The sequence below is a fragment of the Nocardia salmonicida genome, assembly GCF_036142455.1.
GTDB lineage: Bacteria > Actinomycetota > Actinomycetes > Mycobacteriales > Mycobacteriaceae > Nocardia > Nocardia salmonicida.
In genome coordinates this window covers 1625362-1646006 of the sequence record NZ_CP108014.1, presented here as the reverse complement: position 1 = coordinate 1646006, position 20645 = coordinate 1625362, and the positions used below count along the sequence as shown (strand labels likewise).

Annotated in this window: 19 protein-coding genes; 17 read left to right on the top strand and 2 right to left on the bottom strand. The window is 64.7% G+C overall.

Annotated elements, in window-relative coordinates; genetic code table 11:
- Positions 1 to 816: 816 nt before the first annotated feature.
- The 5 genes from OHS03_RS07845 to OHS03_RS07825 all read left to right on the top strand — a co-directional run bounded on the left by OHS03_RS07845 (position 817) and on the right by OHS03_RS07825 (position 6427).
- Positions 817 to 2079, top strand: coding sequence for an ABC transporter substrate-binding protein (locus tag OHS03_RS07845; RefSeq protein WP_328661944.1), 1263 nt, complete (start codon positions 817 to 819; stop codon positions 2077 to 2079).
- Positions 2080 to 2167: 88 nt separating this feature from the next.
- Complete coding sequence (locus OHS03_RS07840; RefSeq protein ID WP_328661943.1) at positions 2168 to 4180, top strand: ABC transporter permease; 2013 nt, start codon at positions 2168 to 2170, stop codon at positions 4178 to 4180.
- Positions 4170 to 4967: an ABC transporter ATP-binding protein gene (locus OHS03_RS07835; protein ID WP_328661941.1), complete on the top strand. Its 798-nt coding sequence runs from the start codon at positions 4170 to 4172 to the stop codon at positions 4965 to 4967. The genes OHS03_RS07840 and OHS03_RS07835 overlap by 11 nt, the downstream gene beginning before the upstream one ends.
- An 11-nt stretch (positions 4968 to 4978) precedes the next feature.
- A complete protein-coding gene (locus tag OHS03_RS07830; protein ID WP_407942505.1) occupies positions 4979 to 5710 on the top strand; it encodes an ABC transporter ATP-binding protein in 732 nt (243 codons plus the stop codon).
- Between the two features lie 42 nt (positions 5711 to 5752).
- Positions 5753 to 6427: a TetR/AcrR family transcriptional regulator gene (locus tag OHS03_RS07825; protein ID WP_328661936.1), complete on the top strand. Its 675-nt coding sequence runs from the start codon at positions 5753 to 5755 to the stop codon at positions 6425 to 6427.
- 60 nt (positions 6428 to 6487) lie between these two features.
- Here the strand turns inward: OHS03_RS07825 and OHS03_RS07820 are convergent, their stop codons facing one another.
- Positions 6488 to 7486: an oxygenase MpaB family protein gene (locus OHS03_RS07820; RefSeq protein WP_328661935.1), complete on the bottom strand. Its 999-nt coding sequence runs from the start codon at positions 7484 to 7486 to the stop codon at positions 6488 to 6490.
- A 414-nt stretch (positions 7487 to 7900) separates the two neighbouring features.
- Positions 7901 to 9067, bottom strand: a complete 1167-nt coding sequence (locus tag OHS03_RS07815; protein WP_328661933.1) for a thiolase family protein — start codon at positions 9065 to 9067, stop codon at positions 7901 to 7903.
- 564 nt (positions 9068 to 9631) lie between these two features.
- Between OHS03_RS07815 and OHS03_RS07810 the strand changes: the two genes are divergently transcribed.
- Genes OHS03_RS07810 through OHS03_RS07755 form a run of 12 tightly spaced genes read left to right on the top strand, consistent with a single transcriptional unit; the run spans position 9632 to position 20623 of the window.
- The gene (locus OHS03_RS07810; RefSeq protein WP_056817250.1) at positions 9632 to 9856 is read left to right on the top strand and encodes a hypothetical protein; all 225 of its coding nucleotides are present in this window, start codon (positions 9632 to 9634) and stop codon (positions 9854 to 9856) included.
- Complete coding sequence (locus tag OHS03_RS07805) at positions 9856 to 10041, top strand: hypothetical protein (RefSeq protein WP_056817253.1); 186 nt, start codon at positions 9856 to 9858, stop codon at positions 10039 to 10041. Before OHS03_RS07810 ends, OHS03_RS07805 begins: the two co-directional genes overlap by 1 nt.
- A 46-nt stretch (positions 10042 to 10087) precedes the next feature.
- A complete protein-coding gene (locus tag OHS03_RS07800; RefSeq protein WP_056817255.1) occupies positions 10088 to 10939 on the top strand; it encodes an MlaE family ABC transporter permease in 852 nt (283 codons plus the stop codon).
- 1 nt (position 10940) lies between these two features.
- Positions 10941 to 11804: an ABC transporter permease gene (locus OHS03_RS07795; RefSeq protein ID WP_056817257.1), complete on the top strand. Its 864-nt coding sequence runs from the start codon at positions 10941 to 10943 to the stop codon at positions 11802 to 11804.
- Positions 11805 to 11813: 9 nt separating this feature from the next.
- Positions 11814 to 13256, top strand: a complete 1443-nt coding sequence (locus OHS03_RS07790; RefSeq protein ID WP_328661931.1) for an MCE family protein — start codon at positions 11814 to 11816, stop codon at positions 13254 to 13256.
- Positions 13253 to 14275 (top strand): MCE family protein, encoded by a 1023-nt coding sequence (locus tag OHS03_RS07785; protein ID WP_328661929.1) that lies wholly within the window; start codon positions 13253 to 13255, stop codon positions 14273 to 14275. The genes OHS03_RS07790 and OHS03_RS07785 overlap by 4 nt, the downstream gene beginning before the upstream one ends.
- Positions 14272 to 15285: an MlaD family protein gene (locus OHS03_RS07780; protein WP_328661926.1), complete on the top strand. Its 1014-nt coding sequence runs from the start codon at positions 14272 to 14274 to the stop codon at positions 15283 to 15285. The genes OHS03_RS07785 and OHS03_RS07780 overlap by 4 nt, the downstream gene beginning before the upstream one ends.
- Positions 15285 to 16385 carry an MCE family protein gene (locus tag OHS03_RS07775; RefSeq protein ID WP_328661924.1) on the top strand — a complete coding sequence of 367 codons (1101 nt, stop codon included), beginning with the start codon at positions 15285 to 15287 and terminating at the stop codon, positions 16383 to 16385. The genes OHS03_RS07780 and OHS03_RS07775 overlap by 1 nt, the downstream gene beginning before the upstream one ends.
- The gene (locus OHS03_RS07770; protein WP_328661922.1) at positions 16382 to 17494 is read left to right on the top strand and encodes an MCE family protein; all 1113 of its coding nucleotides are present in this window, start codon (positions 16382 to 16384) and stop codon (positions 17492 to 17494) included. The genes OHS03_RS07775 and OHS03_RS07770 overlap by 4 nt, the downstream gene beginning before the upstream one ends.
- Entirely contained in the window at positions 17491 to 18675 is a 1185-nt protein-coding gene (locus OHS03_RS07765) for an MCE family protein (RefSeq protein WP_056817271.1), read from the top strand. Before OHS03_RS07770 ends, OHS03_RS07765 begins: the two co-directional genes overlap by 4 nt.
- Before the next feature lie 15 nt (positions 18676 to 18690).
- Positions 18691 to 19293, top strand: a complete 603-nt coding sequence (locus tag OHS03_RS07760; protein ID WP_328661920.1) for a hypothetical protein — start codon at positions 18691 to 18693, stop codon at positions 19291 to 19293.
- A gap of 40 nt (positions 19294 to 19333) precedes the next feature.
- Positions 19334 to 20623 (top strand): TetR/AcrR family transcriptional regulator, encoded by a 1290-nt coding sequence (locus OHS03_RS07755; RefSeq protein WP_328661918.1) that lies wholly within the window; start codon positions 19334 to 19336, stop codon positions 20621 to 20623.
- The last annotated feature ends 22 nt before the right edge of the window (positions 20624 to 20645 follow it).

Here is a 20645-nt window from a genome sequence, read left to right as displayed (position 1 = left end):
GGGAATTCACGATTCCTCCAGGGCACAGAAGATGATCGGCATGGAAATGACAGCGGAGAGGCTGAGCCGTGTGCCACGGGAGCGGTAACCCTCGCGTGACAAGGCGATAGGACGACCTGGCGGTTGAGCACAGGAACCGATTCCGATGTCGCTCGCCTGAATCTCATCGGAATTCTCAATAACTTACCGCCCCGATGCGTCGCCGACAAGCAGAACGGCCGGATAGCTCTAGATCACCGAAAAAGGGGGGCGCCATATGCTGGGTGAAACCTAACTGGAAGTGCGCCGAACAGATGGTAATCACAGCGCGCAGCCGGTGCGATCGAGGTCGATGCGCCCTTATGATCCACCACGCTCAGCCTCGGCCAGCCTGTACCATGACCAGAATTAGAGGTAACTTTGTGGTTGTCGCACACCCGCCTCGGCGACGTAGTCGATCACGTAGTCAACGCCGAGGGCGCCCGACCACGTCGACACCTCCGGCGCCATCACCTCGCGGCGCACTCTTAACCGAATGGGCCGAACCCGGGTAGGCGGATCCACACGCCCTTCGACCATCAGCAACCCCCGATTCGCGGGGCGTGCCCAGAGGTTGAAACCTGCGAGATAGGGCTTCTCACCTCGCATTTCACGCTGGCGAAGAGGTGCCGAATTCAGCTTGACACGCGTGTAAGGCTGGGTTAGCTTCTAGTGGCCCAGATCACAAGTAGCGGTCGGGTCGCTGGAATCGCCAACGGGCGATCGGGCGTCGAACATGAGATCGACGGGTTGACCGGCGCTGTTCGCCAGGACAACCGGCCTGGAAAGGCATTCAGAATGGCCAGTAATTCTCGCCGTATTGCCGCGGCTGCGGTGGCCGCAGCGTGTGTGTTCTCCGTTGCTTCGTGCAGTGACGACAGCAGTTCCGAGGCGGGCGGCAGTACGTCCGCCATCGCGCCGGGAGTCAAGGCGGCCGGCGCCCCGATCAAGATCGGCTTGTTCAATCCCTCGAAGGGCCCGGCTACCCAGGCGGGTGTGACCACCGGCAGGAACGCGGCGGTCGAGTACATCAACAACCAGATCGGCGGGATCAACGGCCGCCCGATCGAAATCGTCGACTGCGGTATCGACAACACCTCGCCGGAGTCCACGATCTCGTGCGCCAACCAGTTCGTGCAGGCAGGCGTGGTGGCGGCGGTCGACGGCTACAACGCCGAATCGGCCGCGGCGATGCCGATTTTGACGTCAGCGGCAATTCCGCTGATCGGCCAGATTCCCTTCAATACCGCGACCGGTGCGGTTCCCGAGAACCGTGTGTTCTTCGGTCCGCCGCCCGCGGCGTTCCTGGTCGGATTCCTGCAATCACTGAAGCAGGCAGGGAAGAACTCGTTGACCTTGGTCAATTCCGATCTGCCCCAAGCGCATCAGGTGTTCGACGGTCTCCTGACCCCGCTGGGCAAACAGTTGGGAATCGAAGTCAAGAGTGCCTATTACCCGCCGGCGGGACCGAACTTCACCGCCCTCGCGTCCACGATCGCGGACGGTTCTCCCGCCGCGGGCGGTCTGATGACCGCGCCCAACGACAACACCTGCAACAAGCTGGCCCAAGCACTGAAGTCCGTGAAGTATTCGGGCACTGTGTTTTTGGCCGCGTGCACGGAATATGTCGACGTGATGGGCGCACAGGCCGTCGGTGCTCAGTCCTATTCGCCGGTGTGGCTGCCGCCTGCCATCGACTCGGCTCCCGAACCCGCGAAATCGAATCTGAAGACAGCCGAACAATTCATCGACAACGCCGGTGGAACGGCCGGGTTCTACGCGTACGGCACCTTCGCCACACTCGTCGATCTCGCCAAGGCACTCACCTCCACCCCGCCTGCCGAATTCACCGGTCCGGCGATCCTCACCGCGCTCAAGGGACTCGTCGACTACCAGAGTTTCCTCGGCCCGAAACTGAACTGCGGCAAAGCCACGACGCCCAACTGCACCACCGACCTGTTGTTGTTCGAGGTGACCGGAGACAAGAAGACGACACCGGTCTCCGGTGGGTACATCACGCCCAGCCCCGAGGTCCTCAAATTGATTCCCGGTGCGGCGTAACCGATCCGGATGACCTCGGCGGACAGGGCGCTCGCACTATCAGCGACCTGTCCACCGGGGCCTGGGCTATCCACAGAAAACAGGGCACATGGGCCAGTTCTTGCAATTCGTCTTCCTAGGTCTGTCGACGGGCGCGGTATACGCGGTCTTGGCCACATCACTGGTGGGCGTGCACGCCGCGACGGGAATCATCAATTTCGCACAGGGCGCGTTCGCCCTGTGGGCGGTCTATGTCGTCGCCGCCCTGCGCACCGACGGGACGTTCGTCCTGCCGCTCGGCAGTATCGCGCTCGGCAGTGAAGATCACCCGACGCCCATGGCAGCGGCGATCGCACTGGGGATCGCCTCCGCGACGGTGTGGGCGTTGCTGGCGCATCTGGTGGTGTTCCGGCCCCTGCGTCACGCGCCGGTGCTGGCACAGGTGGTCGCCTCGGTCGGACTGATGTTGTTCATCCAGGCATTGGTGGGACTGCGGTTCGATACCGAAAACCTCTTCGCCACCCCGATTCTGCCGGAGAGCACGGTGACAGTGGCCGGTGCGCTGGTCAACGTGTCCGATCTCGTATTGGCCGCGATCGCGATCGTGATCGCCGTCGGTCTGCGAGCCTATTTCACGCTCACCACTGTCGGTATCGCGACTCGCGCGGGCTCGGAAGACGAACTCGCCGCACGCCTGACCGGGTATTCGCCCGACCGGCTGGCCGCGATCGTCTGGGCACTGACCGGCGCCGCGTGCGGGCTGATCGGGGTGCTCGCGGCCTTCACCATCGGATTGAACGAGACGAGCTACACGTTCTATGTGATCCCGGCGCTGGCGGCTGCACTGGTCGGGCGACTGTCGTCCTTCGGCGTTGCCTGTGCGGCGGGATTGACGTTGGGTTCGTTCCAGGCGGTCATCCTCTGGATCGACACCAAGGACTGGTGGCCGAATTGGGCGCAGTCCGGGCTCTCCGACGCTGTGCCCTTCGTCATCGTTGTCGTGGCGTTGTTCCTGCTCGGTGGCCGGATACCGGCTCGCGGGTCACTCGGGGCAGTGAAGATGCCCGCCGTGCGAATCCCCCGGGTCAAGATCACCCTCACCATCACGATGCTGGCAGTCGCGGTCCTCGCGATCGTCGCGACGACGGGGACGTGGCGCTACGGCGTCGTGACCTCGATCATTCTGTCGCTGATCGCTCTGTCGCTGGTGTTGCTGACCGGATACCTCGGTCAGATCTCGCTGGCCAGTATGGCTTTCGCCGGCACGGCGGGCTTCGCCTTGTCGAAATTGTCCACCGAATGGCACGTTCCCTTTCCGCTCGGCATCATCGCCGCCGCCTTGGCGGCCACCGCGTTGGGCATTCTGGTCGCGGTGCCGGCGTTGCGTATCCGTGGCGCCCAATTGGCGGTGGTGACCTTGGCTGCCGCATTGGCTATTCAAAGCTTCGTCTTCAACAACCCCTCGTTGACTCCCGCGCAGGGCAACATCATCACCGATCCCACCCTGTTCGGTATCGACCTGGGGGTTCGTGACGGCACCAACCTTGTCACGCTGCAATTTTCGCTGATGGTCCTGGTGGTCGTCGCGCTCTGCACATTGGCGGTGATGCGGATCATGGCGGGCGCGACCGGTCGGGCGATGTTGGCCGTGCGGTCCAACGAGCGGGCCGCGGCATCGGTCGGAATCGACGTCGCCGCAACGAAATTGCTCGGCTTCGCTGTCTCGGCGTTCCTGGCCGGCATCGGCGGTTGCCTGATCGGCTACAGCAGAGGGCAGCTCTCGGCGGGTTCGTTCACCGTGATGATCGGCCTGACACTGTTGGCGATGACGTACGTCGGCGGCATCACCTCGGTGTCGGGCGCGTTCATCGCAGGCACCCTCGGCCCACTGGGAGTCGGCTACGTATTCCTCAACCAGACTCTCGAACTCGGCGAATACTACGAAGTCATCGCCGCGACGGTGTTGTTGCTGATGGCCGTGCTCAACCCGGTCGGCGTCGCGGGGGCGATGACCTCGGCATTCGAGTGGCTCAGCGCGACGATCCCACGCCGGAGCAGCCGTGACATCACCGGCGACGAGGCCGCTGAGCCGGGAAAGAAGGCAGTAGCGCATGTCCGATAGCGTGCAACCTCTGTTGCGGACCCACGGATTGTCGGTTCGCTACGGCGGTGTAGCGGCCAACACCGACATCGACATCGCCGTCGGCTCCGGAGAAATCGTGGGTCTGATCGGACCCAACGGGGCGGGAAAGACGACGTTCGTCGACGCGGTCACCGGGTTCACCCCCTACACCGGAAACGTCACCTTGGAAGGCACCACGCTCGACCGACTCGGCACGCATCGACGACGACGCGCCGGATTGGCCCGAACCTGGCAGGCGGGTGAGCTTTTCGGCGACCTCACGGTGGCGCAGAATCTCGCGGTCGCGATACAGCCGACCGGTCTGCGCATGCTGTTCGCCGACATCGTCGGTGGTTCGGCGCCGCCGAGCGAGACCATCGACGCAGCCCTGGAATTGGTGGGTGTACCCGGCGTCGCGGACCAGCGCCCCGGCGAATTGACCCTGGGCCAGCAGAAATTGGTCGGGGTGGCGCGCGCGCTGGTCGGCGGTTCGAAGGTGGTGCTCCTCGATGAGCCCGCCGCCGGCCTCGACACTCACGAGAGCCAGGACTTCGGTCGGCATCTGCGGCGTATCGCGACCGCGGGTGTCGGTGTATTGCTCATCGACCACGACATGTCTCTGGTACTCGACACCTGTTCGCGGCTCTACGTGCTGGATTTCGGTGTCGTCATCGCCGACAGCGAGCCCGGCCGAATCCGGGAGGACCCACGGGTGATCGCCGCGTATCTCGGCACCGCCCGCACCGACGCCGACGACGAGGACCGACCGGTAGGAGACAGCAAATGACCACATCCGCGATGCCGGAAACACCGCTGATCGAGGTGAAGCCCGCCCTGAACATCGAAGGGCTCACTGTCGGATACGGTGGCGTGCCCGCCGTACGCGATCTGAACGCCCAGGTGCGAGCGGGTGAGATCCTCGCACTCCTGGGTCCGAACGGGGCAGGCAAGACCACCACTCTGCTCGCGTCGGTCGGGGCGCTGCCTGCACTGTCCGGCATCATCACCGCGCTCGGCGAACGGCTGGACCGCCGGGTGGAAGCCAACGCGCGCCGCGGCGTCATCCTGGTCCCCGACAGCCGGGGCGTCTTCCACCGCTTGTCGGTCGACGACAACCTGCGCCTGGCCCGCCGCAAGCACGGCCCCTCCGTCGATGACGTCTTCGACTACTTCCCCGCGCTGCGATCGATGCGGTCGCGCCGATGTGGCACTCTCTCCGGCGGCGAGCAACAGATGCTCGCGTTGGCGAAAGCACTGCTGTGCGCACCGAAGATTTTGCTCGTCGACGAACTCAGCCTCGGGCTGTCGCCGATCGCCGTGGAGGGCCTGCTCCCCCGGCTGCGTCAGATCGCCGACGACCAGCACATGGCCGTAGTACTGGTCGAACAACACATCGAACTGGCGTTGTCGATCGCCGATACGGCGGTCGTGCTCCATCACGGCCGGGCCGTGTTGTCCGGCTCCGCGGCCGAGCTCCGTGGTCGCCGAGATATGGTCGAGGCGGCCTACTTCGGTAACACCGAAGGTTGACACCGCCACGAACGGAACGTGGGACAGCATCGAGGAGGAAGGTTGGCCGGAACCGGGCACCCTGATCGCGGCGCGAAGGCGCCAACGCGCCGCAGCACCCGCAATCGACCGACCGACTCCGTACTCCTGGATGCGGCGTGCGCGGTGATCGCCGAGGTGGGTGTCGATCGAGCCACGATGGACACCATCGCTCAGCGCGCCGATACCTCCAGGGTGACCCTCTATGCCCACTTCGGCTCCCGCGACGCACTCGTCGACGCTGTTATCGAACGAGAGCTCGCCGCGTTGACCACCTGGATGTTCGAGATCTATGACAACGGCGAATCGATGGGCTACGGGCAGCGGGCTCGCTATTCGATCGAGTCGCTCTTCGATTACGCCCGCCGCCACCCCGAAGGATTCCGCGTCCTGCTCGACAACCGATACGACGACAGCCACCCCGGGCGTCGGTTGTCCGCCGCTCTCGAACCGCGTATCGCCGAACGATTGCGAGCCAACTACGCCGAGCGTGGAACTCCCATCGACGGCGGCGCGGACACCCTCGCCACGATGCTCCTCGGCATCAGCTTGGACGTTGCCTACCGCGCCGTCATCCTCGCGGGAGCCGACATCAGCACGGCCTGCGATCTGGCGATCACAGCGTCACTGGCGGTTCTGCGAGCCGTCGACCCCGAGCAACTGCGGGCGATCGACACCCCCGCGCCGACTACGTCATAACGGCTCGAACGCGGCGGCGAGGCGAACGCCTCACCCGCCGCGGTCATCGGCCCCGTTCGATCAGACGAGGCCCCGCTGCTTCCTGATGCGGTTGCGCACGTCGCGCATCATCGCGTTGGTGCCGGCGAACCTGATGAACTTCGGGATGAAGCGGTTGACGAAGCCGACGAACTGGAAAAGGTGCTCGAATCGGCGCTGATCCGAGGTGCTCCATTCGACGGCCATCTGCTCGCGGAAATGCGGCGGCAGAAAGCCCGCCGTCAGGAACCGCAGAAGGCTGCCGAACATCACCCGGATGGACCAGTGGACCATCCGCAGGTGCAGCAGATCGTCGATGTAGGCGCGGAATTCGTCGTCGCACACCACCCCCGTGCACGCCTCCAGCCAGTAGTCGTCGAACTCGGCGCGCGTCTTAGGCCACATATCGGGGTGTACCTGGAGCGTGGTGCCGAAGGTGTCCGAGCCCTGGTAGAACGCCTCGAGTTCGTCAGCGGTCATCTTGCCGCACAGCAGTTGGTGGGTGTCCTCGAAACCGATGTAGATCGCCGCGGCCACATACATCTGCAAGTTCCGGTCGAAGGCGTTGTATTTCACCTTCGAATCCGGCCGCGACCTAACTTGGCGGTGCGCGACATTGACTGCCTGCCGCATGGCCAGCTTGTCCTCGTCGGTGCCGAGCACGGCCACCGCGAGATAGGCGGAGGTGGTCCGCAGCCGCTTCCACGGATGCACCATGAGCGCACCCGATTCGACCTGACTTTCCATCACACCCGCCGCGACGCCCTGGTGCGCGAATTGCATCGCCACGTTCGCCGCCGCACCCGCGAACATCCAGAAGTCCAAAGCATCGGCCAACTGAGCGGGCCGTTTGCGCGGGGACCGGTGGGTGTCGGGAATATGGAGGCGAACCCGATCGAGAGTCAGCGCATGTTCCGGCGCCGTGAATTCCGCCGCCGGGGTGGCTGACCCACGCCACACCGGGGCCGCGCCTTCGTCGACGTAGGAATCACTGTGTGGGTCTACGTAATTGGGTTCGCCAGGCCTGATTGCCGTGCTCATCGTCATCCTTTCCCAGATGTGCCGCGCGACCGAGCAGCCGAGGCGACGCACAGCAGCCCGACGCACCTCGCGAACGCGGTTCGGTGCCAAGGGTACACCGACATGCCCTTTATGTTACTGGCTATTCCGCAACTTAAGAAACGTGATCCAGGAACCTGAAGAGTGTTCACAAGTGATTGACAGCGTCGCGCGCGATCATTAAGTTGATGGCCATTCACCCTAGCTGCGAAGCGGGCATGCACCGCGGCGCCGGGTGGACACGACCGGGAGTTCACTCCCGGAGCACACGACTCGCGGCGTGGGGTGTCCAGGCCCTGTTGTCCCCACTGCCGCGAGTCCTGTGTCCCAGCTCTTCACGAACCAGCCCGCCGATCGCTCGTCGCGTCCGGCGGGCACTCGTCTCTCGGCGCAGCCTCAGAGACGTTCGATGATGGTGGCGTTGGCCAGGCCGCCCGCCTCGCACATGGTCTGGAGCCCGTAGCGACCACCGGTCTGTTCGAGATGGTTGACCATCGTCGCGAGCAAACGGGTCCCGGAAGCACCGAGTGGGTGGCCGAGCGCGATGGCGCCGCCACGCGGATTGACCCTGGCCGGATCGGCGCCGAGCTCGTGCTGCCAGACGAGCGGGACCGGGGCGAACGCCTCGTTCACCTCGAAGGTATCGATGTCGTCGACGGTGAGCGAGACCCGTTCGAGCGCCTTGCGGGTCGCGGGGACGACGGCGGTGAGCATCAGTGTGGGATCGTCGCCGACAACGGCGAAGGAGTGGAAGCGGGCGCGGGGGGTCAACCCCAGTTTCGCCGCCATCGCCTCGCTCATGATGAGCGCCGCCGACGCGCCGTCGGTGAGCGGCGAGGAATTGCCCGCGGTCACCGACCAGTCGATCTCCGGAAACCGGTCGAGGAGAGCGGAATCCGTGAAGGCGGGGCGCAGGTTCGCCAAACCTTCGACAGTGGTGCCGGTCCGAATCGTCTCGTCGGCCACGAGCTCTCCGGCGGCAACGAGCTCGGCGTCGAAGCCGCCCGATGCCGCGGTGGCGGCAGCCAGCCGATGCGAGCGCGCCGCGAACTCGTCGAGGACCGCGCGGTCCAGCTTCCAGCGGGCAGCGATGATCTCGGCCGCGATCCCCTGTCCGATCAGGCCGGCCGGGTAGCGAGCGGCGAGCGGGCCGCGCAGGGAGTCTTTGCCCTGAGTGTTGGAGAACATCGGGGTGCGGCTCATCGACTCGACGCCGCAGGCTATCGCTACGTCGTACGCGCCGGCGAGCACACCCTGGGCGGCGAAATGCACGGCCTGCTGGCTCGAACCACACTGTCGGTCAACCGTGGTGCCGGGCACCGACTCCGGGAATCCCGCCGCCAGCACCGCGGTCCTGGCGATGTTGTTGGCCTGTTCACCACTCTGGGTGACGCAGCCGGCGATCACGTCGTCGACGAGGGCAGGGTCGATCCCGGTGCGCGCGACCAACTCCGCCAACACACCGGCCAGCAGCGTGGCCGGATGTACCGACGACAGTCCGCCGCCGGACTTACCCCGACCCGACGGTGTACGAACCACATCGACGATGACAGCTGACATCATGAACCTCCTGCACAGTCGCCGACCATACGACGACATCCCTCAAGTAAGTTAATATTCATTCTTATCACTTGCCGCCGAATCATGGCCAATACCAGCCATTAGCCCCCTATTGACACATTATGTTACCGTCGATTCCGCAGCATCACGGGTTGGGGGCATGATGCGCGGACCGCATCGGCACCGGCACACACCCCTCAGTGGCGTCCGGTGCCGATGCGGTGACCCCTCCACTCGCCATCGGTCACGTCGGACGACCCGCGAGTCGGGACGCCGCGGGCGCGACCTGCGACGGCCTACGATTCGACGCCCTATAGGCAATCCCGAATCTATGAGATATGTTACCGGTAATTCTCATCACAGCGATGAGAATGAGTAGTAACTTGATCTTCGATGGTCGGCCTCCCGTGCCACAGAAGCGTCGTGCTTCTGGAACGACTCGCGGGAAGGCGACCACTCTTCGGGTCCACCCCTGAAGAACGCTCGACAACAACATCGCACCGCCAACGACGGCGGCCAGCAGGCCGGATGTCGTCCAAGGTCCCGAGGAAGGACACCGGTACCACCATGTTGCGACGGCTGGACAGGTTTCTCAGCTATGAGATGAAGGTGTCCGAATTCCTCGGCACCCTCATCATCATCGGCATCCCCTACGGACTGGTGGGAGTCATCTGGACATTCACCCACACCAGTCATCTGAGTGACCTTCACGGGGTCGATCTGATCGTCTCGTTCATCGGATCGATCATCTGTTGGCCGGTCCTCATCTTCGCGAATGTGACGATGACCTGATGATGGCGCTGGTCTGGGTCATCGACATCGTCGTGATCATCGTCAAGATCCTGGGCGGGCGGACACAGGTAAATCCTGTTCTCCGATTCGGCATGTGGATCGCGCTGCTCTGCGTCATCGCCCTGTGTCTGGCGGCCGTCGGCGCACTCGTCGTCCTCCTCGAACACTGGCTGAGCTCGCTCTGAGCAGCCGGGAACACAATCCCCCGCAGCAAGAAAGGATCGGTGCAGCGTGACGCCGCAACCGGCCACCGAACCGTCCGAGATCGGACGGCTCATCGACAGCGCCACCGGGCTCTGGCGACGGCATCCCCAGCAGTCGCTCGAGACCCTCGGCAGGCAGGTCCTGCTCGGCAGGGCAACGATCGCGCAGCTGTTCCTGTCGCTCGTGCAACGGCGATTTCCGTTCCAGGAGTTCATCAAGCAGTGCGCGTTCATGGCCAACGTCTCGGCGTTGCCGACCGTGTTCGTCGCGATTCCGGTCGCGGTGGTGGTCTCGATCCAGGTCGGCGCGCTGGTCAATCAGGTCGGCGCCACCACCTTCATCGGCGCGGTCGCCGGCCTCGGCATCATCCGCCAGGGCGCACCACTGGTCACTTCACTGATGATCGCTGGCGCGGTCGGCTCGGCCATCTGCGCCGATCTGGGCTCCCGCACGATCAGGGAGGAGATCGACGCGATGAAGGTGATGGGCGTGGACCCGGTGCGCCGACTGGTCGTCCCGCGACTGGTCGCCGCCGTACTGGTGAGCATGCTGTTGTGTGGGTTCATCGTGTTCGTCGGCTTCGCCACCGCCTACATGTTCAACGTCTATGCCCAACAGGGCACACCGGGATCGTTCATCAGCTCGTTCGCCTCGTTCGCGGTCGCGAACGACCTCGTGGCCGCGCTGTTCAAGGCGGCGATCTTCGGCCTGCTCACCGCGATCATCGCTTGCGACATCGGCCTACACACCAAAGGCGGTCCGGGCGGTGTCGCGAATTCGGTGAACTCGGCGGTGGTCACCTCGATCCTGATGCTGTTCGCCACCAACATCATCGTCACCCAGCTGTACAACATCTTCTTCCCCGCGAAGGTCGTGTGAGATGGCCGCCGAGTACATCCCACCGGCACTGCGTCCGGTGCGCGCGATCAAAGCGACCGCCAAGATCCCCGTTCACGCCAATCAGCGCCTCGGTCACCAGGCCATCGTGTTCTTCCAAGCGCTGATCGCCATTCCGTTCACGCTGCGCCACTACCGCAAGGAAGTCGCCCGTTTGGTCGCCGATGTCGGCTGGGGTAACGGCTCGCTCATCGTCGGCGGCGGCACAGTGGGCGTGGTCATCGCGCTGTGCGCGTTCGGCGGCATCACCGTGGGAGTCGAGTCCTATACCGCGTTGAACCTGCTCACTATGGGACCGCTGACCGGGGCCATCTCCGGCTTCGCCACCACCCGTGAGATCGCGCCGATCCTGGGCACGCTCGCCTTCGCCATCCAGTCCGGTTGCCGATTCACCGCGCAGCTCGGCTCGATGCGGATCTCCGAAGAGATCGACGCGCTGGAATCCATCGCGATCCGGCCGCTGCCCTACCTGGTGACCACCCGAATGATCGCGGCCACGATCACCATCATCCCCCTGTACACACTCGGCCTCGCGGTCGCCTACATAGCGACCAAGCTGTCGGTGCTGTTCCTGGGCGGGACAACCGCGGGCACATATGACCACTACTTCTTCCAGTTCCTGATCGGCGGGGACGTGTTCTTCTCGATCTTCAAAGTGGTGGTGTTCGTTCTCATCGCGGCGTTCATCCAGTGCTACTACGGCTTCGTCGCCTCCGGCGGCCCCGAAGGCGTCGGCGTCGCGGCGGGCCAGGCCATCAAGATGGTCATCGTCGTCATGGTCTTCACCAATCTGTTTCTCACGCTTGCGATCTGGGGCATCGACCCCGGATTCCGGATCTCGGGATAGGTCGATCGAATGATTCTCGATCTCAGCGGCCGCGGCCCCAAACCCCTGCAGCTCACGCTCGCGGGACTGGCGGTGATCACCGCGTTCGCGGTCGCTCTGTATCTGCTCGCACTGCGCTACAACGGCGAGTTCGAGGACACGGTGGTGGTCGGTGCCGACCTCACCAGTACCGGTGACGGGCTACCTCAGCGCGCCGACGTGAAGTACCGCGGCATGCTGGTCGGCTCGGTCGGCTCGGTGGAGATGGTCGCCAAGGGCGAACGCCAGCACGCCACCTTGGAACTGAAGCCGGGTCTGGCGCAGACGATTCCGAACACGGTCACCGTGCGCGTCATCCCCGACAACATCTTCGGTGTCTCCTCGCTCCAGCTCGTGGACAACGAGGGGACCGCCGAGGGGTTGCGCGAGGGTGCGACTATCCGCGAGGACACCAGCCAGGCCACGATCCAGCTGCAGACCACGCTCAACACCCTGCGCGATGTGCTCGACACCATCCAGCCCGAAAAGCTCGGCCGGGTGCTGGCCACCCTGTCCGCAGCGCTCGATCCGGGTAGTCGCGTACCGGGTTCGACGGTGGAGCGCCTCGACACCTGGCTCACCACCATCCACCAGATCCCCGAAATCGGTCACCTGCTCGGCAATTTCGGTCAGGCGGCGACAGCGCTGAGCCAGTCGGCACCGGAACTGGTCGGCGTACTGGCCGATTCGGTGACGACTGCGCGCACGCTCAACGAACACCGCACCCAAATGGTGGAGCTGCTCACCCAGGGCAACTCCACCATCGAATCGGTCAACGCCCTGTTCGCCGCGAATCCCGATTCGGGCAAAGAATTGGTCTCCGGCCTGGACCAGCTACTCGGTGGCATCGCCAAGGATCCCAGCGCGCTGCAGTTGACGGCGGCCAACCTCAACAACTCGTTGCGCAGGCTGCAGCAAACATTCAACTTCGGCCCCAGCAAGCAGATGACCTGGCGCATGGATGTGACGTTCACACCGTTCCAGCAGTACACCGCCAAGGACTGCCCGCACTACGGCGACATGGCCGGACCCCGATGCGGTGGCCCTACCGTGCCAGAAGTCGCACCGCCGCAAGAGTATCCGGCACAGATGCTGCCGAAGCGACTCGAGTCCGCCGGCCCGGCACCGGCACTGCCGATTCCCGGGCTATCCACACTGCCGAGCATCACCGTGCCGACTGTTCCCGGCCTGCCGACGATTCCGGGTCTGCCTGCCATTCCGGGACTGCCCGCTATCCCGGGGATCACCGCACCCGCCGCATCTCGCGATCCCGCGCCCGCCGCCACCCCGGCGGCGCAGTCTCGGCTGGGCGGCATCGCCGCGGTGTCGGCACTGGTCGGCGGTAAACCGACGTTCAGTCAGCTGCTCCTGCTCGGGTCGATCCTGGGCAACATTGCCATCGTCCCCGACGCCGAAGGTGGTGTCCAACAGTGAAATCCAGCAAAGCGCTGCTCGGGTTCAGCTTCTTCGCCGTCTTGGCGACGCTGCTCACCTACACGATCTGGTCGACCCTGCAACGCAGCGTCCCCGGCAACACCACGAGCTATTCGGCGGTCTTCACCGATGTTCTCGGATTGCGCATCGGCGACGACGTCCGTATGGCGGGTGTGCGAGTCGGCCGGATCGACAAGATCGATTTCACCGACAACTACATCGCCAAGGTCGACTTCCAGATCGAGGCGCGCCAGCACCTGACCGATACCACCAAAGCCCTTGTGCGATACCAGAATCTGATCGGTCAGCGCTACCTGGCGCTGGCGCCGGGCACCGGCGAGGGCGCCGTCGTCCCCGCCGGCTCGCAGATCCCGCTCGACCGGACCGAGCCGTCGTTCGACGTCTCGGCGCTGCTGTCCGGATTCGAACCACTGTTCAGTGTGCTGCAACCCGACCAGATCAATTCGCTGTCGGAAACGCTCATCCAGGCACTGCAGGGCAACGAGGTGTCGCTGGCGGCGCTGATCACCCAGGCTGCCCAGTTGGCCAGCACCTTCGGTGAACGCGACCAGATCATCGGCGATGTGCTGAGCAATCTCAGCTCGGTGATGGCCGGTCTGGCCAACCGCAGCGACGAGCTGGAAACGCTGATCACGCAGACTCGCAGTTTGATGGACGGGCTCTACACCGAGGGCGAATCGCTGAAGAGTTCGGTCGAACGGGTGGCAGGAGCGACGAACGGCCTTGTCTCGCTCATCGAGCAGGTCAAGCCCGGATTGGCCGACGCGCAACGCAACGCCACTACCGGCGTGATGATGTTGCTCTACAACGGCGCCGCCCTCGATCGCGCTGCGGTCGAATTCCCGGACTTCCTCAACGGCGTAGCCAGGTTCACCCAATACGGCACCTACGGCAATGCCTACATCTGCCGCCTCGACGTCTCGCTGTGGGGCGTTCTCCTGCCCGAGGGCTTGTTCTCGCAGGTCGGCGGCACCTCACAATCGGAAGTGTGCCGATGATCAAACCACGCGTTCCAGCATTTCTGCGGGACAACCGGCACCTGCGACTCGGCCTGATCGCGGCCCTCGCGGTCCTGGTATTGCTCGGCGGTTCGAGTCTGATCAACCAGGTCCAACTCGGCGACAAGACCGTTCACGCCGAGTTCGCCCAGGCCGCCGGCCTTCGGCCCGGCGCGACAGTCGATGTCTCCGGCATCGAGGTCGGTGAGGTCCAGGCGGTGAAGCTGGTCAACGACCGGGTGGAGGTGGCGTTGCGGATCCGCAAGGACATCCGCCTCGGCGCCAACGCCCACGCGGCGATCAAGATGTCGACCATCCTCGGCAGGCTGCACATCGTGCTGCGGCCCGGCGACGGAAAAGAGCTCCCCGACAACCGGATCCGGGTCGACAACACCGAGGTTCCGTACAACCTGAGCAAGGTCATCCAGGATCCGCAGTACACCTCCTCGTTCGAGCGGATCGAACGGATCGACCCGAACAAACTGCGCACCGCGCTCGATGTGTTCAGTGCCCAGCTGGGCGATTCGCCCGCCATGGCAGTGCAGGCCCTCGACAGCATCGGCGCGCTCGCCCAGGTGATCAACAGCAGGCGCGACGAGGTCGACACCCTGCTCAAGAGCATGGATCAGGTTTCCCAACTGGTCTCGGACAACCGCAACAGCGTGCTGGTGTTGCTCACCAGGGGCGAAGCGATCGGGGCCGCTGTGCAGAAGCGCCAGACCCTGCTCACCCAGCTGCTCGACAACGTCGCCGACATGTCGAGGCTGCTGCAGGACATGGGCATCGAGAACAACGGTGAACTCGGACCGCTGATCGCGAACCTCAACACGATGTCCGACGGCCTGACCAAGAACAAGGAGAACCTGGACCGGATCTACGAGTACGCCCCGATCACGTTGCGCCAGTTCAACAATCTGCTCGGCAACGGCCCCTACGGCGAGATCTGGGCACCGTGGATTCTTCCGGACAACTGGCTGTGCTTCGCACAGGCTATTCAGGGGTGCAACTGATGAGGACGAAACGCACGAGCAAGCTCGTAGCGGTCTGCTTTGCCGCGACGCTCGCCGCGGGCTGCTCCTTGCTGCCCGACAGCGTGACCGGACTGGGTAACCAGGTGCTGGGCGCGCAGAAGCGCATCAGCGCCGACTTCGAGAACGTGGCCGGACTGTACGCGGGCAACGAGGTCTCCGTGCTCGGTGTGCCGGTCGGTGTCGTCGATTCGGTGACACCGCGCGGCAGTTACGTCGAGGTGGTGATGTCGGTCGACCGCGATGTTCGCATTCCCGCCGAAGCGATGGCGGCGCTGGTGTCGCCGCAGCTGATCACCAACCGCCACGTCGAGCTCGCCCCTGCCTATACCGGCTCAGGGCCCGAGCTCGCCGACGGTGCGCATCTGCCGCTGGCTCGCACCAGGACACCCGTCGAACTGGACCGGATCCTGTCCAACTTCGACCAGCTGGGCGAGGCGCTCAAGGGCAACAGCCAGAGCGGGCCCATGGCAAGTCGGGTGCTCTTCCCACTGCTCGACGGCAACGGTGACCGGTTGCGCGAAACGCTGGACGAACTGTCGGCGGCTTTCGAGCTGACTTTCGCCAACAAGGATCAGATCGCCAATACCGTCATCGAACTCGGCGAGATCACCCAGATCATCGCCGACAACGATCAGACCGTCCGCGATTTCAGCGGTCGCATCACCGAGCTGGTCGCGCTGTTCGGACAGCAGTCCCCCGGTCTGCAGGCGGTGCTGACCCAGCTCGACGACTTCATCACCAATACCTCCTCGGTGGTCGGGCAGAATCAGGATCAGCTCGCGGGCGCGCTCACCAAGTTCGTCGCGATCGCAGCCCAGATGCGGGCCAATGCCCGCAATCTGACCGAGATCATCGATGTCGGTCCGCTGATGTTCCAGAACTTCGACAATGCGATCAGCCGGGAACACCAGGCTCTGCGCCTGCACGGTCTGCTCGACAAGATCGTGCTCGACAGCGAGGTGGTCTCGCAGTTCTGCGAGCGCGTCCAGATGCGTCTGGACGGCTGCCGCACCGGCAAGATCTCCGATATGGGCCCGGACTTCGGGCTGACCGCCGCGCTGTTGGGACTGACGAAATGACTCTGCGCACCACGTTGGCCGCGGCCTTCTGCGCCGCTGCCGTTGCCGCATCGAGCAGCGGCTGCTCGATGACCGTGGCCGAACTGCCGATGCCCGAACCGGGCATCGGCGGGCCCGGCTATACCTTGCACGCCACTTTCCGGGACGCGCTCAACCTGCCCAACCGCGCCCACGTGAAGATCGGCGGCACCGATATCGGTGTCGTCACCGCAATTTCGACGACGTCGTTCCTCGCCGATGTCGAGATGCTGATCCGCACCGACATCCAACTGCCGCAGGGCACCACCGTGGAGCTGCGCCAGGCGACCCCGCTCGGTGACATCTTCGTCGCCATGACCCTGCCCAGCACCGAGGCCGCTGGACCACCGCTGCGCGAGGGCGCGACCATCGGCGCCGAGCTCACCGCATCGGCCGCCTCGGTCGAGCAGTTGATGATGTCGGTGTCGATGCTGATCAACGGCGGCGGACTCAATCAGGCGGCCAAGGTCACCTCCGAACTCAACTCCATCTTCGCGGGCAAGGCACCCCAACTGCAGCACGTGATCGGGGAAATGACCTCGGTCATCGCCGCGCTCAACGCACGTACCGGCGACCTCGACGCGACGCTCACCGGGTTGTCGGTATTGACCGGCGAATTGGCTAGGCGCAAGGCCGAACTCGGTGCCGCGGCCGACGACTTCCCGCAATTGATCGGGCTGTTCGCCGAGAACAACCAGGCCATCGTCGACCTGATCAACAAGGTGGCGGTGACGATGGACGCCCTCGGCGACTTCAGCGCGACGAACGGGCCGCAGTTCGTCAGCCTGTTCCAGAGCATCCAGAATCTGATGTCCGGATTCGCGCAGATGGGCGATGACCTCACCGGCACGCTCGAGGGCTTGCACAGCGTCTACCCCTCGGTCATGAACACCATGCAGGGGCCGACCCTGGCCGTCGGGGCGATCCTGTCCTACCTCGATGTCGGTGCGATCACCGATCCGGCCGGCAGCCGCTGGCCCGACGGCACCGATATTCCCGCGTTCATCGGCAGCATCACCGACGTGATCGCCAAGGTGACCGGCCGCCTCAACAGCACACCGCAGCAGCCGACCCAAGAGGGGCCCCGATGAATTCACCGTTGTGGGAATGGCTGGTTCGCCGTCGCATCGCGGTCGCCAATGCCGGCCTGGTTGTCGTCCTACTGCTGGGCAGCGGGTACCTGGGCGGTGCGGTCCTGCGGATCGACCCGACGAACAAGCGCTACGCCGTCACCGTCGAACTGGCCATCTCGGGTGGACTCACCAAGGGCAGCGACGTGACGTTCCGTGGCGTTCGGGTCGGCCGGGTCGATGACGTGCGGGTCGCCGGCGACGGGATCGCGGCCGTGGCCGAGATCGAGGAGGGCACCCGGATTCCGCTCGGCGGCACGGTCGCCGTCGCCCGTTTGTCGGCCGCGGGTGAGCAGTACCTGGATTTCCGACCCGAGACCGATACCGGGCCGTATCTGCGCGACGGCTCCGTCATCGCCCGGGCGGACACCGGGGTGCCCGTGCAGGTGCAGTCGGTGCTGTTGAACATGTCGGGCCTGGTCAGTGGATTGAACCCCGAACGCCTCAATGTGATCGTCAACGAACTCGACAAAGCGCTCGCGGGCGGTCCGGACGGCTTGCGCAACATGATCTCCGGGATCAGCCGCGCGATGGCAGGGCTCAACGATCTGCTTCCGCAGACCGAGCATCTGCTGCGCAATCTCGAGGTCATCGCCTCGACGACCGCGAACGCGCAACCCGACCTCGGAACTCTGACCAACGCGGGTAGTGCCCTGTTCCAGCAGTTCTCCGCCGCCGATGCCGAATTGCGGCACCTGCTCCAGGAAGGGCCGGGGCAGCTGGCCACGCTCGGGGGCTTCATTTCCCGCACCCAGAACCCGATCACGGACCTGGTGACGAACTTCGTCGCGATCACCCGGGCGGCGAAATTGCGTCAGCCCGCGATCGAGCTGCTGTTTCCGACATTGAGCCGCTTCTCCGAGGCGGTCGGCATCCCGGCTCACGACAACGCCTTCTACACCCTCGTCGACCCGTGGCCGCGACCGACCTGCGACTACGACACTGTCCCGATTCTGCCCACGCAGGCCACCGCCGATACCAGGGTCCGGCTCTACAACTACTGCGTCACCGACAATCCCGCGCTGCAGGTCCGTGGGTCGGCGAACGCGCCACGGCCCGCCGGACCCGACAACGGTGCGGGACCACCGCCCGGTGTGACCGGCGACGAATTGTCCCAGCCCTCGGTGCCCGCACCACGATAAGGAGCACGAAAAGCAATGACCAACGACGAAACATCCACCAGCACAGCACCATCGGAAGGGCTCGCGGCCACGGTCGATGCGAAGTCGGCCACCAAGGTCAAGTGGTGGGCGATGGACCGCAAGACTCTCGGCCTGCGCGGCGCTACCGCGATCGTCCTCGGCGCCTCGCTGGCGACCTCGGTGTTCCTGTTCGTGGAGAACAAGAGCAACACCGATCTCCTCGAGGCCCAACAGCAGGCCCGCGAGGCCGCGTGCCACTACGCGCCCGCACTGGCCGACTACGACAGCAAGAGCCTCGACACCTACTTCAAGGCAGTTCTCGCGGGCGCGACGGGTGACTGGAAGAAGCAGTTCGAATCCACCAGCACCGAGCTGCGCGACGCCCTCACCCAGGGCGAGGTCGTCTCGAAGGTCACCGATACCCAGTGCGCGCTGCGCTCCGGCGACGAGAACTCCGCCGAGGCGATCGTGGTGATCGGCACAACCATCTCCAGCCTCGGCACCGAACACAAGGCCAAGCCGAGTCAACTGTCGATGGTGTTCGACCTGCGCAACGACGACGGCCGCTGGCTCGTCGAGAAGGTGAACTCCCCGTTGACCTCGCCGCCCACCCCATGACTCGATCCGGCGGATCGATCTCACTCCCCTAGGCGATAGCATGACAGGCAAGATCATCGGGAACTCACTGTCCCCGCGCGGAACAAAGGGTAGGACGACGAGCAACCAGGCAGACGAATCCCCCGCGGATGCGCCGACCCGCCAGGTCAGGCGCAGGCCGAAGAATCGTCGTGCCCAGATCGCGGCGGAATCGGCCGCCGCCTTCGGCGCGCACGGGTACCACGGTGTGAGCATGGACGACATCGCGCGGCGCCTCGATATCAGTTCCACCGCGCTGTATCGGCACTTCCCGAGCAAATACGCGTTGTTCCGGGAAGAACTTCTGCGATTGTCCGGGATAGCCGTCGGCGCGGTCGAGCTACCCGGCGAGGCCGTGGACTGGACGCCACGCCAGCGCGTGGATCATGTGCTCGACGCCATCATCGGCTTGACCATCGCCAATCGGCCGACCGTGGCGCTGGCCCGCTGGGAGCGGCGCTATCTCGAGCCGGCCGATCTTCAGGAGTTCACCGATCAGTTCGCCGTGGCCATCGCTACGCTGCGCAAGCTGATCGGCGAGGTAAGACCCGAGTTGGACGGTCGAGACCGGGCGGTTCGCGCGGTCTCGATCTTCGCTGTGGTGAGCAGCATCGGCGACCACCACGCCACCGTACCGGCGAAAGCTCTCGCCCGGCTGCTCCATACGACCAGCTGGACGCTGATCGATGCTGATCTCAGCGGACTCGACAGCACGAAGCCTGCCGGTCGCGAGAGCGAGCACACGCAGCCGTTCAAGCATGATCTGCTGCTGGGCAAGGCCGTCGAGCTGTTCCACGAGCGCGGTTATCCGAATGTCAGTATGGAAGATATCGCCGCCGCCGCGGATCTGTCGGCCGCATCGGCGGTGTATCGCTACTACCGCAGCAAGAGCGACCTGTTGGTAGCGGCCTTCCGGCGCGCCGCTGATCGGGTGTCGGGAGCGATCGCGCCTGCGGTGGCCGCTGCGGATACTCCCGCTGAGGCACTCGGCACCCTGATCGACCTCTATGTCTCCGGTTCTTTCGCCGAGCGCGCGCTGACCTTCGTCTATTACGCCGAGTTCAGCCATGTCGACCAACCCGATCAGGTAACCCTGCGCCATCTTCAACAATTGATCATCACCGAATGGGCGAAGTTGGTCGTAGAGGCCAGACCGGACCTGTCCATCGGCGAGGCCCGAATCCTCGTGCACGCGGCGTTCAGCCTCGTGGTCGACCTCGGGCGCACCTTCGGCGACCACGGAATCAGTCCACAGGAGACTGTGATCCGCTTGCTCGAGACCATTCTGCTCGGTCAGCCCCTACCGCGGTAGGCACCGACTCACGCCGTAATTC